This window comes from Pseudorhizobium xiangyangii (genome assembly GCF_020531965.1).
Taxonomy (GTDB): domain Bacteria; phylum Pseudomonadota; class Alphaproteobacteria; order Rhizobiales; family Rhizobiaceae; genus Neorhizobium; species Neorhizobium xiangyangii.
Map to the genome: position 1 here is coordinate 123,996 of NZ_JAJAWH010000015.1, position 14,431 is coordinate 138,426.

The 14,431-nt window shown below is 56.1% G+C and carries 11 protein-coding genes and 2 pseudogenes; 10 read left to right on the forward strand and 3 right to left on the reverse strand.

The features are described from left to right. The first annotated feature begins 2 nt into the window (after positions 1 to 2). The 3 genes from LH464_RS15180 to LH464_RS15190 are packed head-to-tail and all read left to right on the forward strand — an operon-like array spanning position 3 to position 3,406. Positions 3 to 386 carry a response regulator gene (locus LH464_RS15180; RefSeq protein ID WP_226787238.1) on the forward strand — a complete coding sequence of 128 codons (384 nt, stop codon included), beginning with the start codon at positions 3 to 5 and terminating at the stop codon, positions 384 to 386. After that, positions 383 to 1,021 carry a chemotaxis protein CheX gene (locus LH464_RS15185; RefSeq protein ID WP_226787239.1) on the forward strand — a complete coding sequence of 213 codons (639 nt, stop codon included), beginning with the start codon at positions 383 to 385 and terminating at the stop codon, positions 1,019 to 1,021. Before LH464_RS15180 ends, LH464_RS15185 begins: the two co-directional genes overlap by 4 nt. Positions 1,022 to 1,048: 27 nt before the next feature. Next, positions 1,049 to 3,406 (forward strand): hybrid sensor histidine kinase/response regulator, encoded by a 2,358-nt coding sequence (locus tag LH464_RS15190; protein WP_226787240.1) that lies wholly within the window; start codon positions 1,049 to 1,051, stop codon positions 3,404 to 3,406. Between the two features lie 232 nt (positions 3,407 to 3,638). Here the strand turns inward: LH464_RS15190 and LH464_RS15195 are convergent, their stop codons facing one another. Then, a complete protein-coding gene (locus tag LH464_RS15195; RefSeq protein WP_226787241.1) occupies positions 3,639 to 4,142 on the reverse strand; it encodes a YciE/YciF ferroxidase family protein in 504 nt (167 codons plus the stop codon). Between the two features lie 694 nt (positions 4,143 to 4,836). Next, positions 4,837 to 5,859, reverse strand: a complete 1,023-nt coding sequence (locus LH464_RS15200; protein ID WP_390624987.1) for a diguanylate cyclase domain-containing protein — start codon at positions 5,857 to 5,859, stop codon at positions 4,837 to 4,839. Between the two features lie 171 nt (positions 5,860 to 6,030). Here LH464_RS15200 and LH464_RS15205 point away from each other — a divergent pair, with 171 nt between their 5' ends. Then, entirely contained in the window at positions 6,031 to 8,151 is a 2,121-nt protein-coding gene (locus LH464_RS15205; protein ID WP_226787242.1) for a sensor domain-containing protein, read from the forward strand. Between the two features lie 257 nt (positions 8,152 to 8,408). On the opposite strand, the gene LH464_RS15210 is transcribed toward LH464_RS15205, so the two are convergent. Next, positions 8,409 to 8,780: a response regulator gene (locus LH464_RS15210; RefSeq protein WP_226787243.1), complete on the reverse strand. Its 372-nt coding sequence runs from the start codon at positions 8,778 to 8,780 to the stop codon at positions 8,409 to 8,411. 189 nt (positions 8,781 to 8,969) lie between these two features. On the opposite strand from LH464_RS15210, the gene LH464_RS15215 reads away from it, so the two are divergent. The 6 genes and pseudogenes from LH464_RS15215 to LH464_RS15235 all read left to right on the forward strand — a co-directional run. Beyond that, entirely contained in the window at positions 8,970 to 9,719 is a 750-nt protein-coding gene (locus LH464_RS15215) for a Crp/Fnr family transcriptional regulator (protein WP_226787244.1), read from the forward strand. A 275-nt stretch (positions 9,720 to 9,994) separates the two neighbouring features. Beyond that, complete coding sequence (locus LH464_RS15220) at positions 9,995 to 10,246, forward strand: hypothetical protein (protein WP_226787245.1); 252 nt, start codon at positions 9,995 to 9,997, stop codon at positions 10,244 to 10,246. A 187-nt stretch (positions 10,247 to 10,433) separates the two neighbouring features. After that, positions 10,434 to 12,377, forward strand: a complete 1,944-nt coding sequence (locus tag LH464_RS15225; protein ID WP_226787246.1) for a hybrid sensor histidine kinase/response regulator — start codon at positions 10,434 to 10,436, stop codon at positions 12,375 to 12,377. 322 nt (positions 12,378 to 12,699) lie between these two features. Then, a pseudogene (locus LH464_RS24710) lies at positions 12,700 to 12,903 on the forward strand (NAD-dependent dehydratase); the annotation flags it as partial. A gap of 165 nt (positions 12,904 to 13,068) precedes the next feature. Next, positions 13,069 to 13,521 carry a hypothetical protein gene (locus LH464_RS15230; protein WP_226787247.1) on the forward strand — a complete coding sequence of 151 codons (453 nt, stop codon included), beginning with the start codon at positions 13,069 to 13,071 and terminating at the stop codon, positions 13,519 to 13,521. 630 nt (positions 13,522 to 14,151) lie between these two features. Next, positions 14,152 to 14,431, forward strand: a pseudogene (locus LH464_RS15235) (SyrB-like regulator); the annotation flags it as partial.

Genomic DNA, 14,431 nt, shown 5'->3' on the forward strand with positions numbered 1-14,431 from the left:
ATATGACGGTAACTGTTCTGGTCGTGGACGACAGCAAGCTGGCTCGGATCGTAGCCGGGAAGGCGATTGCCGCGTTGCAGCCCGATTGGAAACGGGTTGAGGCAGGCAACGCAGCCGACGCTCTGGCGATTGTCGGTTCGCAGCAGGTCGATGTGGCGATCCTCGACTTCAACATGCCTGACAAGGACGGCCTGGAGCTGGCGTCGGAATTGCGCGCGACCCATCCGGCGATGCCGATCGCGGTGATCACTGCAAATGTTCAGGACGAAATAATCGCCAGAGTTCGTGCACTCAACGCCACCTTTGTACCCAAGCCTGTTACACAAGACGCACTGTGCGGATTTATATCGGGCGCGGCGCTTCGGCTCCGGGCGATCGGGGTATGAGGGAAGAGCCGATAGCCCTGAACGAACTGGAAAGAGATGCGCTTACTGAGCTCGTCAATATCGGTGTTAGCCGTGCTGCGGCAAGCCTGCGGAAGATGGTACACAAGCAGGTCATCCTGTCTGTCCCTTCCGTTGAGATTGTGACACGCAAGGCCGCCGCCGCTTTGATAGGCCAGCGCGAAAGCGAAAGTCTCATCGCTGTGCAACAACAGTTCGAAGGTCCCTTCTCGGGCCGCGCGCTGCTTATCTTTCCGGAAAGCAATGGATTGTCACTCGTTCGCGCCATTGTTGGGGACGAGATGGAGGAGGCCGACCTTTTTGATATGGAAGAGGAGGCGCTCGCGGAAACCGGCAACGTCATTCTCAACGGTTGCCTCGGTTCCATGGCCAATATGCTGCAGCATACGTTGAAGATGTCGCTCCCTGACGTCCTTCGAGGGGACAGCACCGTCTTGTTTGGATCTTTGGGAAATATGAACGAAGAGAAATTTGTTCTCTTTCTGTATATCAATTTTTCCGTTCGCGAGCGGGACATCCGCGGTTATATCGCGATGATCATGGATCTACCGTCTCTGGAGAAGCTCAAGCAGCTTATCGCCGAGTTCATCGATCGCGTCATGACGGAAACAGAGTAACGAGACGGATGATCATCGGCGGATACCATGATTGAAGATGCCGAAAGCCCGGCCGTGGAGCTGGAAAACCTGCGTTTGGAACTTCACCGGGCCCGGCGTCGGTTGCAACTCACATTGGATGCGGCTGGTGCATCATGCGGATGGGAATGGGATATCGCTGGGCGGCGGCTTGTAGCAGACGCTCGATTTGCGGCCATCACGCACCAGGATCCTGTGGCGCTCGCAGACGGCGTTACTACGGACCATTTTTTTAAGGCAATTCATCCCGACGACGTCAGGCGCGTCAAAGTCGCAGTTGCAGGAATTCTCGCGGGTTCTGAGGTCTTTTCCAAGGAATACCGACTGCTGCGCAAGGATGGCGGTTACCGTTGGGTCCATGCCAGCGGCCGTGCTGTCCTTAACGAGGATGATGAGGCCGTAAGATTCGTTGGAATGCTGGTCGACATTACCGAGCAGAAAAGGGCGAAAGAGCAACTCAGAATTGCCCAGCACGCAGGGGGCATCGGCACATTTGAGCATACGGTCGGTTATGCGACAATCGGCGTCTCCGAACAGTTTTGTCGGCTCTTCGGCCTACATCCAACACCTGTCCTCCCTATTCAGACCCTTAACGACTTGATCCATCCCGATGACGATCGGATCATCGACCTCCACGGGATCCAGAACGGGCAGAACATCGAGTTTCGCGTCAGGCGTCCTGACGACGGCGAGGAACGGTGGCTGGCTCGGCGAGGGGAATATGTCGACGACACGGAATCGAGCGGTCGACGCTATATGGGTGTAATCTTCGATATCACCGAGGCAAAGCATACCCAGGCTAGCCTGCGGCAAGCGAATCAGGCCCTTTCAGACATTGCACGAGAGAGTATGCTGGAACGCGATCGTGTCTGGAAAAATTCGCGCGATCTGCTGGCCGTGATCGGCATGGACGGGGTCGTCCGCGACGTTAGTCCGGCATGTGGTGAAATACTCGGTCGCCTCCCACGAGAGATAATCGGCAGAAAAGTTCTGGACTTCGTGCTGGCGGCCGATCGCGACTGCGTTCGCCAGTCCCTTCAGAAGGCTATTGACAACACCCATGCTGAATTCGAGGTGGGCGTCGCCCATGTCGATGGATCCCTCCGCCTAGTTTCTTGGATGACCTCTCGAGAAGGGGGGGTAATCTATGCGTACGGTCGTGATATCACCATTGAACGGCAGCAGAAGTTGGTCCTTGAGCAAACCGAAGACCAACTACGGCAAGCTCAGAAAATGGAAGCCGTGGGGCAACTGACTGGCGGCATAGCTCATGACTTTAACAACATGCTGACTGGTGTCATCGGTGCCCTGTCGATCATCAAAAGAAGGGTTGCGGCACAACGCGTTGACGATTTGGACAAGTTCATTGATGCCGCCACGTCCTCGGCTCATCGAGCAGCCGCCCTAACCCATCGACTCTTGGCCTTTTCGCGTCGGCAGTCGCTGGATCGCCGCCCCGTAGATGTGACCCATCTCATTGGGTCTATGGAGGATATGTTCCAACGTACGATCGGTGAGCAAGTGGAATTGCTGATCAACACGCCTGGGGAAACGTGGAAGGCGGTGACCGATGCCAACCAACTTGAAAGTGCCATCCTCAATTTGGTCATAAACGCCCGCGATGCCATGCCCCAAGGCGGTAAACTGACGATCGAAACCACCAACGTGGTGTTATCTGAAACGGACCTGGCTCGCGGAGAATCTCTCCAGCCGGGTAGCTACGTTGTTATGGCGGTCAGCGATACCGGGACTGGAATGTCGCAGGCGACCATCGAAAAGGCCTTCGATCCCTTCTATACGACAAAACCTATCGGCCAAGGCACTGGGCTCGGTCTTTCGATGATCTACGGTTTTGCACAGCAATCCGGGGGCCATGTGCGCATCTACAGCCAACTCGGCATTGGGAGTACCATAAAGCTTTACCTTCCACGTAGCTTTGAAGAAGCCTCTGCCCAGAAAAATCCAATCGGTTCAGATTATGTTCCACCTCGCGGTGAAGGAGAGACGATTGTTGTCGTTGAGGATGATGCTTCCGTACGTTTATTGATCACCGATGTGCTCAAGGATCTCGGATATCGCGTGCTTGAAGCGGCCGACGGAAGCGAAGCCCTGCCTCTCATCGAGGGCGCTGGGCGACTTGACCTTCTCATATCGGACGTGGGGTTGCCAGGCCTCAATGGACGGCAGCTTGCCGAGATTGCGATGACCGCGCGTCCCTCGATAAAAGTGCTATTCATCACGGGATATGCAGCTATGGCGGCCTCCAGGTCAGATTTTCTCGCGCCTGGGATGGAGATGATCACCAAACCGTTCGCAATAGACGATCTTGCGCGTAGGGTACGAGAGATGTTGACCTCGTCCGAATGACTTAGTCGCGGTGGAAAAGGATTGGGGGACGCGGATATCGCCTCGCTCAAGCGAAGTTGCCTTCAGTGTCTTGGCTGCGCTGCGAGCAAGTGCTTGCTCCCGCTCGAAACCGGCTGCGCTTGGCCACGACAAAGGATTTCCTGAGTCCCAAAGCGGCGGCAGGCATGAAGCCGAACCGAAAAAAGATAGGGCCGCGTTCAACGCGGCCCTATCTCATATAATCGTGGATCGCTTAGGCGATTTTCTTTTTTGTGCCCTTCAGGTTTGCGGACGCTTCACCGAGCTGCGTGAGCAAAAGGTCGGTCTGCAATTCCTCTTGAAGGTTGGCATCGAGGAGCGCAACGGCTTCATCAAGCCCTAACTGACCAGCCCAGCTTTTGAGTGTGCCGTACCGGGCAATCTCGTAGTGTTCGACTGCCTGGGCCGAGGAAATCAGACCAGCGTCGAGAGCCACGGAGCCCTTGTATTCCTCCATGATCTCCTCGCCTTCGGCGATGATGCCCTGGATGGCTTCACAGGTCTTGCCGCGCGCAGCCTTCCCGACCAATTCGAAGACTTGTTGTAGCCGCTCGATCTGAACTTCGGTCTGATCGCGGTGCTTGAGGAACGCTTGCCGTCCTTCCTCGGACTGCGCCGCGCGCGCCATTTTGGGCAACGTTTTCAGGATCTGCTTTTCGGCGTAATAAATGTCCTTGAGCGTATCAAGGAACAGATCGTCGAGGGTTTTTTCAGCCATTGAGTTTACTCCGAGCTTATTGGAAACGCCCTCTATGAACCCGTGCCGAGTGATTGCGTTCCACGGCGTATTTCATTCGGCTGACGCAACGAAAAGAACCGAAGGCGACATATCTCAAATCTCGTAAGCGACGATCCTGTCGGAACCTGCCTTCCAAGCCCTCTCGGTAGGGGCGCCGCCACTCGCAAGCCACTTGGTCACCCTTACCACGGCCACGGCACCCGTATCACTCTCCAGCCGAAACGTTAGACATCCAGGTTTCTTTGGTGGGCGCAGATAAAGCGTCATCACTCCAAATCTCTCCATCAGACAGGCAGACCTCCTCGAATTTGGTGGCGACGGAGGCATGCCCATATGTCCTCAGGGGAAGGAGGATCGATCAATGTGGTTGCGCATACGCAGACCATATCTTTCTGCCACAGTTGTTGGCACGTCGGTGCCCAAGAGCAATCGGTGCACTTCACCACCGTTGGGAGCCGCGTCAACGCCCAGTGGCGACTGCGGAGCGAGGGGCGCGTTACTCCTTTACCGCACGTTTCTCCTCATGATGCAGTCTAAACGACCTCGATATCGATCAAAGCTTGAAGATGACCCCCCGTTTACGAAACTTCCAGACAAGAAGAATAACTGCAGCCGGATCTGCCGCAAACGTATTTGCGGAGGAGCAGATGCGGCGTGGGGCGACTAGCACCCGCTACCGCGCAAAACGTAGACAGTCTCGTCCGCCTGCCTTCGCTCGATACATCGCGCCGTCGGCTACCCGAACCAAGTCAACTCTGTCGTTTGCATTGTCTGGTACAAACGCCGCGCCCACACTGAGTTGAGCACGGATATGGTCATCCCCAATCTTAAAGGGAGTTCGAAATGCCGCAAGGAGCCGTTCGGCTAGATCCGCCAGGGACTGCCGAGACCGGATGTTGGGAGCAAAGATCGCGAACTCGTCACCGCCCATTCTCACGACTATGTCTCGTGACCGTACCACGGATTTTATTCGTTCAGATGCCAGACGGAGAACTTCGTCACCGGCGGAGTGACCTAAGCGGTCATTGATCGACTTGAAACCATCCATGTCGAGGTATAGCGCACCGAACCGCTCACCCGCCGCCAAGGAGGCTTGAAGAGCGGTGTCCACATGAGAAGCGAGTGCGCTGCGATTGTAAAAGCCGGTGAGTGGATCGGTCATTGCTGCTCGACGCAGTTCCTTTTCGGCCAACGACATGATGACCTTGCTTCGATGTAGCCGCAGCAGCCCGCTAGCGATCGATGCAAATCCACGGAGGTCGTCGACCTGCTCAGAGGGAAAGTCCCTTGGCTCCGTGTCGAGAATGCAAAATGCGCCTACGATTATCCCCGGATCAAGCTCCAAGGGTGCGCCTGCGTAGAAGCGGAACTGCGGAAGACCAAGAGTCCGCTCGTGTTTCAGAAACCTGAAATCTGCCCGGAGATCAGGGACAATCAGGACGTCTTGCTTTTGAACAACGTGCGTGCATATCGAGTTTTCTCGGGAACATTCAGTTAGTGCCATGCCGCTTTCGCTAGCCGTCCTCTGCCACTCCTCATCAATGATGTTGACAGCAGCATAGGGTGCCCTGAAAAATTTCTGAGCGAGCTGCGCCAGCGTGTCCAGCCCCGGAGTCGGAGCCATTCCGATTGGGCCAAGCCCGCGCACCGCGTCCAACCGTTCACTTTCGTCGACACCCACCGCGATACCCTTCACCGTCGTCCACCCATTCCTTCGCGCTCCCGTTACTATGGGCAATCCTGACAAGGGCCTGTCGCTCGAAATCCTTGTCCTCGGGAAGATAGGCCACATATGCTTCTGCAAGCGCGACCTTATATAAGTTGCTTGTGCTCATTGGACAGGGAGCGCGCGGAAAAAGGACTACTCATGGATTTCAAGGCTGCGTTTCTGGCAATTCCTCTTCCCGCCGCTCTTTGCGATCACGACCTCAATATTCAGGCCTGTAACCCCGCGTTTGCGCGGGCCTTGAAAAAGAAGGAAGACGAGATTACGGGGCGGCCTTTGTTGGAGGCTGTCGATCAAGAGGACCGAGATGCTATCTCCGCGTCATTTCAGGCAATCGTTGCTAAAAAGGAACTACCCTCGATTGGGGTTGAATCGGGTCAGGAGCCTAATCAAATCGGGTTGGGGGTCAGAAAAAATACCTTCATAAACATCCCCATCTTCGCTCCCAGGGGCACATTGGAGGCGGTCCTTCATTGTCGGGCGGATGACGAGGAAACTTCCTGGATTCACCGCACGGATGAGCTTTATCAGGGAGGAGGTTATGAGGTTCAGCATGCTTTAGATGCAGAGCGCGACCGGATTCGGCAACTGTTCAAGCAGGCTCCGGGGTTCATCTGTCTTTTGCGGGGGCCGCAACATATCTATGAGCTCGCAAATGATGCCTATCATCAGCTAATCGGACATCGTGAGATTATTGGTCACCCTTTGCCGGAGGTGCTTCCGGAGGTCATCCCACAGGGTTTTCTTGACAAGCTCAACCGCGTGTACACGACAGGCGAGCCGTTTATCGGCCGCGCAATCCCGATCCAGTTGCAAAGGCTTGCTGAAGGAGAACTTGAACAGAGGTTCATCGATCTGATTTACCAGCCAATGCGCGATCCGAGCGGAACGATTAGTGGGATATTTGTTCAAGGTCACGATGTGACGGAGGCCCACGAGTTGGCAAGGGAGGTGACCTTTCAGGCCGCCCATGATCCACTCACATCCCTTTTGAACCGACGCGAGTTCGCGCGAAAGATGGGTGAAATCGACGGTCAGGCCTCGCATGCCCTTGTGTATGCGGATCTCGATCATTTCAAGATCGTCAATGATCGCTGCGGGCATACTGCGGGCGACGCCTTGCTCACGCAGGTAGCACAAGTGCTACGAGAACAGTGTTCCGACGGCGATTTGCTTGCGCGCCTTGGCGGCGATGAGTTTGCCCTGGTGCGATGCGACTCGACACTCGACAAAGCGGTTGAGCTCGCCGACCGCATGCGAGAGGGGATCAAGGGCATCAATTTCGTGTGGCAAGGCAAGCCGCACAGTATCACTCTCAGTGCGGGTGTGGCGGTGTTCGGCGGCAATGAAGGTCTGCCTTTTGACGTAGCCTTGGGCTTGGCGGATGCGGCGTGCTTTCTCGCGAAGGAAAAAGGCCGTGACCGGGTGAAGGTAAGCAGCGTGACGGATGACGAGGTTAGACAACAGCAAACCGACATGGATGGCGTCACCCGGCTAAAAGAGGCGTTACGTGAGGATCGAATAATCCTTTACGGTCAGAGGATCGTGGCGCTGCAGCCATACGAGGACCAGCGCTCATTTCTGGAGGTGCTGGCGCGCATAGTAGATCACGATGGCACCATTATTGGCCCGGGCGCATTCATTCCCGCAGCGGAGCGGTTTGGGCTGATCCAGGAAGTCGATTATCATATCGTGACCAAAGCGTTCATGCATCTTCTTCAACTGTCCGTTGACGAACGGGCAAGGAAGCTCCTGTTTATAAATCTGTCCGGAATTACCCTCAGTGCGCCGGACTTCTCTGTTTTCATCGCTCAGCTGATGCAATCTTTTCCGGGGGTTAGCCCTTCCCAAATTTGTTTTGAGGTCACTGAAACTGCCGCGATATCCAACATTTCGCGCACGGCTGAGGCGATGCGTCGCCTCATTGACAAGGGCTTCAGCTTTGCCCTCGATGATTTCGGCAGCGGCATGGCGTCGTTCTCCTATCTGAACCACCTTCCGGTCCAGTTCGTTAAGATCGACGGTGAGTTCGTCAAGGCTATTCGATCGCAACCTGCGGGTCCCGTTATCGTCGAAGCGGTCGTTAAGGTCGCCCGTGCAATGAACATGCAGACGATTGCAGAGTCCGTTGAATATGAGGAATTGCTTCCGCACCTTCGCGAGCTCGGATTAGATTACGGGCAAGGCTACGCTTTGCATTGTCCGGAGACGTTAGATCAAGCGATGGAAGTCAACCCGCCACCTGTCGCCGGAGTGCATTGACCAAAGCTTCCGGCAGGTGTCGCAGGGTGCGCGCGCGGGACCGTTCTCGCCTCCGATGCTATGGCTTTTGAGACAATAACTGTACCGCTCGCCCTCCTTATTTGTCACCTCGAAGCCCCCGCCTCAAATGACATCATCTCGCAGAAGCTTTTCGGCTAGTTCTCTCATGCGGCTATCTGCTCGAGGCCGCCGAGCTGCGCTTCGTCGAGATAACGAACAGTTTTCGCCCTTTCGGACGTGAAGAGTCTCGGACCTGCCTAAGGAACCATTCGGAGGGATAAGGTTACCGCCTGTAGCAGGTCCTTTGGGTCGGAGAGCTTCGGAACCCATGTACCTTTCGCAAAGACATCCGGGATTGCATTGTTCCCGTTATTGCAGCCGCTGTGGACGATGATTGGGACACCACGGGACACTAGGACTTCGGCTATTTCTGTCGACTCTCCGTCTTCAACCTGCACGTCAAGCACCGCCACATCCGGTGTGTTGTTGCTCAACCAATTAGCCGCTTTTGAACAGGATTGAACGCAGACTGCTTCGCCAATTCCGGCGTCCCGAAGGGTTTCCTCGATCTCCCAGGAAAGAAGTGGCTGGTCTTCAAGAAGCAGGATTACGCGTTGGTTTCTAGTCATGGTGCTGTGATGCTCTCCGTTGATCCCAAAAGCATACATATTTTCAACTTCCAGTGTGGAATCGTACGGAAGGAGACGGAAAGCCTGCGTGTGAGCGTATAAACGTGGTATGAGACCCTATTGTTCGCTGGTTTGACCGGGCGCGAACGACCGAGAGATGACTGCTCTTGCCCCACGCGCGAGAGAACCATGTCTCATCATTCAACGACGTTCCACAACCAGCTATTGTCCCAGCTTCCGGCTGAAGAAGCTCGCATACTCGCGCCCCACCTAGAGTGGGTCGAGCTTCCGCGGGACTTTCTGATCGTGGGGCCTGGGCAGGACATTGCGCACATCTATTTTCTCGAGGAGGGAATAGGATCGATCGTTGCGGTCTCGCCAGAGGGACAAAAAGCTGAGGCGGGGATGTTTGGCCCTGAGGGATTCGCTCCCATACCTCCAACGGTGGGTTCGACCAAGAGCTTCCATGAAGTCTGCATCCAGTCTGCTGGCTATGGCCATCGGCTAGATATCCGGCTACTGGCCGGGCTTATGCACGTGTGCCCCGAACTGTACCAACTTCTGGTGAAGTCGTCTCACAACCTTGCGACCCAGGTCAGCTATACAGCCCTCTCGAACGCCATCCACCAGGTGAATGAGCGCCTGGCCCGCTGGCTTTTGATGTGCCACGATCGCATTGGCCAGGACGAGTTGACCATCACGCACGATTATATTGCGTTAATGCTCGGTGTCCGACGCCCAAGTGTTACGACGGCCCTCCACGTCCTGGAAGGCAATCGCTTTCTCCGAAATGAGCGGGGTCGAGTGTTCATGAGGGATCGGATAGCCATGGAAGAGTTTGCCAAGGATGCATATGGGATACCCGAAGACGAACATCGACTTCTTTTCAAGCCCGTAGCCAGCTCCCCATCGGTCACCGTACTACAACGGAGCGGTTAAGCCGACGCTGAGTTCTGCGACTAGACAACGCCACTTGCGCCCCTCGGGTGTGGTCCAAGTGGCATCAAGGCACGGAGTGAAGTAAGGCGCCGCGTGAACTCGCGTCTGGAAAGTTTTGAAGTCGTTGGGCTTCGCTTCAGCGGCCCGACGCAGCTCATGCGAGGTATGAAATTGCTACACCGTATTAATATAAATGACGGGTGACCTTCCGACACGGCGGAGGCGAGGGAACCATAGCTCCCGGGCGAAGTTTTCGCCTCGGAAGGGAGAGATGTATGGATAGAATGGCCGGCTCAACCATGGTGGCACCGGGGCGCGATGTACGGGATCGCCTCATTGTTGCTCTCTATGCACAACTGAAAGCGGAACGGCAGACCCGGGAAGCTCTCGAATATGTGATACGCAACGGCGCGCTTTCGAGCGAGGTGCTGGAGGCGATAGCGAGCGATCCCGTACCCGTGTACTCTGCCTGTGATGTCGCGGCGATCGAGAGAGCGATGTCCCTCGACGGCGACCCCGTCGCTTGAAGTGGCGCCAGGGCGCGTTGGTTCTTGAGCCTGACGTCCCCGTGCTGATCGCACAGGACCTATGAATGTGTCGCAATTCATGTCCCCGGGCATTATTTGTGCTTAAGATTTTCACACCTTGATATCGTTCGGGCTGCTTGCTCGGCCGTCCCATGGCACTAAATTCAAGAATCACGGAAGGGGACCCATGACTGCCTACGTAAGCGTGCTCCAGAGCAAGGCTCTCGATGACCGCTACCGCGTCCTCGTAGATGCCATTACTGATTATGCAATCTACATGCTCGACATTACAGGACATGTCAGCAGCTGGAATTCGGGTGCCAACCGTTTCAAGGGCTACACCGAGGCCGAAATTCTTGGTGAACACTTCTCCCGTTTCTACACGCCCGAGGATAGGGAAGCCGGGATGCCCCAGCGCGCCCTGTCAGTGGCAGCCACGGAGGGGAGGTTTGAGGCCGAAGGGTGGCGGGTCCGCAAAGACGGGACCCGCTTCTGGGCGCACGTTGTCATTGACGCAATACGAGACCAGGACGGGCAACTCGTTGGGTTCGCCAAGATCACGCGCGACCTCTCCGAGCGAAAGATCGCCGAGGAGGCCCTGATGAGAAGTGAAGAACAGTTCCGAATGCTGGTTCAGGGGGTCACTGACTACGCCATTTATATGCTCGATCCGCGGGGGTGCGTCGCCAGCTGGAACCAGGGGGCCGAGAGAATCAAGGGCTACAATCCGGAGGAAATCATTGGGGAGCATTTCTCTCGGTTCTATACGGCTGAGGACAAAGATGACGGGCTGCCGGGCAAAGCGCTGGAAATTGCGGCTCGAGCGGGACGCTTTGAGAAGGAAGGCTGGAGGGTCCGCAAGGACGGCTCTCGGTTTTGGGCCAACGTTATTATCGACGCAATAAAGGCTGAAGACGGCAGCCTCATCGGCTATGCAAAGGTCACTCGCGACATCACCGAGAAGCGCGAGGTGCAACTCGCGCTGGAACGGGCACAGCTAGACCTCTTCCAGTCCCAGAAAATGGAGGCTGTCGGTCAGCTTGTCGGAGGGGTCGCCCATGACTTTAACAACTTGCTAATGGCCGTCCTCGGGAGTCTGGAAATAGCGCGAAAGCGAGCCCTTGCCGGCGAAAACGTTGTGGATCTTATCGATCACGCGGTTCAAGGTGCGAAGCGTGGGGCCTCGCTGACGCAGCGGCTACTCGCTTTCTCCCGTAAGCAGGAACTCGCGCTCGAGGCCGTGGACATCCCCCGTCTCATAAATGGCATGGCTGAACTTCTCCAGCGGACGATCGGCCCGACAGTTGAGCTGACCACGTCGTACCCACTGGTGCTGCCCAATGCACTGTCGGATCCGAACCAGCTCGAAAGCGCCCTCCTAAATCTGGTGGTCAACGCCCGCGATGCGATAACCGACGGGGGGCTGATAAAAATAGAAGCGCGGCGGAAGATCGTGCGCGACGGGGAAGTAGCGGGTCTTGGCGCGGGCGACTACATTTGCCTGTCCGTGAGTGACGAGGGTGAGGGGATGGACGCAGCGACCCTCGAGGGTGCAACGACGCCGTTCTTTACGACAAAAGGTGTTGGCAAGGGTACTGGCCTTGGTTTGTCTATGGTCCAGGGACTGATGGCCCAATCAGGCGGCTGTCTCAGGCTTAAGTCTCAGAAGGGGGTGGGTACGACGGCCGAACTATGGCTTCTAGTCGCGACTGCAGCGCCAGAATCTATTCCAGTGAAAACCTCTGAACCAGCTGTCGAAGTTGCTGATAGGAAGGTCTCGGTTCTGACAGTAGACGATGATGCGCTTGTCCTCATGAACACCGTCATCATGTTGGAAGACCTGGGTCACACTGTCCTTTCGGCCAACTCGGCCCAAGGAGCACTGGACATACTCGAGCACGGCACTTTACCGGATGTCATAATCACCGACCATGCGATGCCTCACATAACCGGGGCCGAATTGGCAAAGAAGGTGCGCCTACTGTACCCGGAAATTAAGATTATCATTGCGTCTGGATATGCTGAACTGCCGGAGCCCGGGACTATGATGCGCCGACTGCAGAAGCCATTTTCGCAGCAACAGCTTAGGGAGGCGCTCTCGGCAGCTGTTGCCACTGGGACCAAAAGATAGTGGGAGGCGACCCATGAGCTTAGAAAAGAAAGTTCTGATTGTCGGTTCAAGTGGGATCGTCGGGAGTGCAATGGCCAATCCTTAATAGTAAGGGCTGGCAGGTCTGGGGATTGGCCCGCAATCCGCCCATTCAATCCGGGGTCGTCCCTATTGCCGCAATTTGCTTGATCCTGCTCCGCTGACCAGGTGCCTACATCAGGTCGATCCTACTCATGTGTCTTCTCCAGGTGGTCACGGCAAGCACTGAAGCAGAAAATATACGGGTCAACTCGACCATGGTTCGAAATCTGCGCGACGCGCTCGGTTGGCCAGTCATTTTACTTGGCGCGACATTGCCGCGCGGTTCGGACCTGGTGGAGCCGAATATCTAAGCTTTTCCTCGCCATGGCATACCGACGCTGATCTCGGCCGGCCGATTGAAGCGGTTGCCGACATATCGAAAAGCCGTCGCCTGGGATTTCTTGACCATCAACCAACCGATAATGCCTTCTTTGCGCTGTTCGAGCCGCTACGCGCTGATCGCGTCCATGCCCTTAAAAGTCGCTTTTCCGGGCATCTATACGAAGTGCTCCGCTCTGATCGCACTTGCCCAAACAGACGCAAGGCTCGCAATCGTACTGGCGAAGGCTGATCTGGAACCCCATGGCGCGCGGGGGGTTATACGGTCTCTCCACGCGCAAAGGAAACCGAGATGTCAAATGCAATCCAGTCCAATGCCGCTAACCAAAATAACAGCGGCGTGACCGAAAACAGGTTCGGCCAGTCCGTTGAGAGTCAAGCGCAGATTGCGGACGCGCAAAAGATCGCCTCCGGTTCCACCCCCGGCGAGATCTTGAACGTTTATCGACTGGTGCCGGTTGCTCCGTCGACCGATTTTCGCTGGGATCAAGCACCATCAATGGGTGAGATTGTGGTGGCCGCAAGGACCGCCGGTGATGCGCGGATTGTAGCGGCGGGGCGTGAGCTTGATTTCCAAGAGATCGATGCGCTGCCTGCCGAAGACGTAACGACACGTCATGCAAGCGCGTTCCGTGATGAGAAGGCTTACACTGTCATTGAAATAGAGCGCGGCCGACAAGACCTCCAGAGGGGTGTGCTTAACGGGGAGGTTCCCGTCGACACGATTACGCCCACCCAAGTCTGACGAACAATTATGTAAAGAACTTGAAATTTTATGGCGGTGAGATGGATTGGCAGCCAACCCCGTCTCAATACCAGGAATATCAATAGGTTCGGCCGGTGTGTACGTGCACGGCGCATGAAGTCGCCAGGCTAATAGTCCGGTCGTTCCCCTCCTTTAGGACGCGGTGAGCCGGGGGCCGCTCCAGTTGAAAAGAGGGTTAGAAATAAAACTCGTTCAGAGAACCACGTCCACTATTGGATTCAACGGCACGGTCCCGCGGCCCATTGGACTCGCACGGGTGTGTGAGACGGTCGAGATTTCGAACAACGTGGACTTCCATGCCGTGCTGCGGGCCAGGAGGGTTGGTTAGGGCTCATGGCGTTTCTGTCTCCGTCGGCGTAGGGGCTTCTGCCTGCGACCGATTGAGCGCGCTTGCACATGCGGGATTCTCCGCTTTATCAAGTTTCTCATGCCGGGATGCCCCTTGCTGGCTAGTAGGTCTCCCATTCCAAGGTCCGCATCCTGTGCAGGATCCTCCCGGTCATCGCCAGGTGTCGAACCCGCGCAGGTTGTCGTGCCACTTTTCGTAGCCGTGTTGACTTCGCCCAACGCTCGGTCAAAAAGGTATTTGCCTATACAGGGAGACAACTGATGGCTGAAGACAATAATACCGGCGCCGTTACTGAAGTTATTGCAACGGCTGCCCCAGCCGAACAACCAGCTGCGAAAAAGCAGCGTGCACCGCGTGGCAGCAAGATTTCCAAAGAAACAACCGGTACGTCCACGGCGCCAGCGGCTAAGTCCGACGTGGCAAAACGTGGGAAACGCGCCGAAAAGAAACTCACTGCCGTCGCAAAAATTGCCGAAAGCGCACCGAAATACACCGGCAAGCGTCGCGGCCGGAAGCCAACTGGTGCACAGGTTCAACAGG

Coding starts and splice junctions, on each gene's coding strand:
- LH464_RS15180 (WP_226787238.1), top strand. CDS start 3: ATGACGGTAACTGTTCTGGTCGTGGACGACAGCAAGCTGGCTCGGATC.
- LH464_RS15185 (WP_226787239.1), top strand. CDS start 383: ATGAGGGAAGAGCCGATAGCCCTGAACGAACTGGAAAGAGATGCGCTT.
- LH464_RS15190 (WP_226787240.1), top strand. CDS start 1,049: ATGATTGAAGATGCCGAAAGCCCGGCCGTGGAGCTGGAAAACCTGCGT.
- LH464_RS15195 (WP_226787241.1), bottom strand. CDS start 4,142: ATGGCTGAAAAAACCCTCGACGATCTGTTCCTTGATACGCTCAAGGAC.
- LH464_RS15205 (WP_226787242.1), top strand. CDS start 6,031: ATGGATTTCAAGGCTGCGTTTCTGGCAATTCCTCTTCCCGCCGCTCTT.
- LH464_RS15210 (WP_226787243.1), bottom strand. CDS start 8,780: ATGACTAGAAACCAACGCGTAATCCTGCTTCTTGAAGACCAGCCACTT.
- LH464_RS15215 (WP_226787244.1), top strand. CDS start 8,970: ATGTCTCATCATTCAACGACGTTCCACAACCAGCTATTGTCCCAGCTT.
- LH464_RS15220 (WP_226787245.1), top strand. CDS start 9,995: ATGGATAGAATGGCCGGCTCAACCATGGTGGCACCGGGGCGCGATGTA.
- LH464_RS15225 (WP_226787246.1), top strand. CDS start 10,434: ATGACTGCCTACGTAAGCGTGCTCCAGAGCAAGGCTCTCGATGACCGC.
- LH464_RS15230 (WP_226787247.1), top strand. CDS start 13,069: ATGTCAAATGCAATCCAGTCCAATGCCGCTAACCAAAATAACAGCGGC.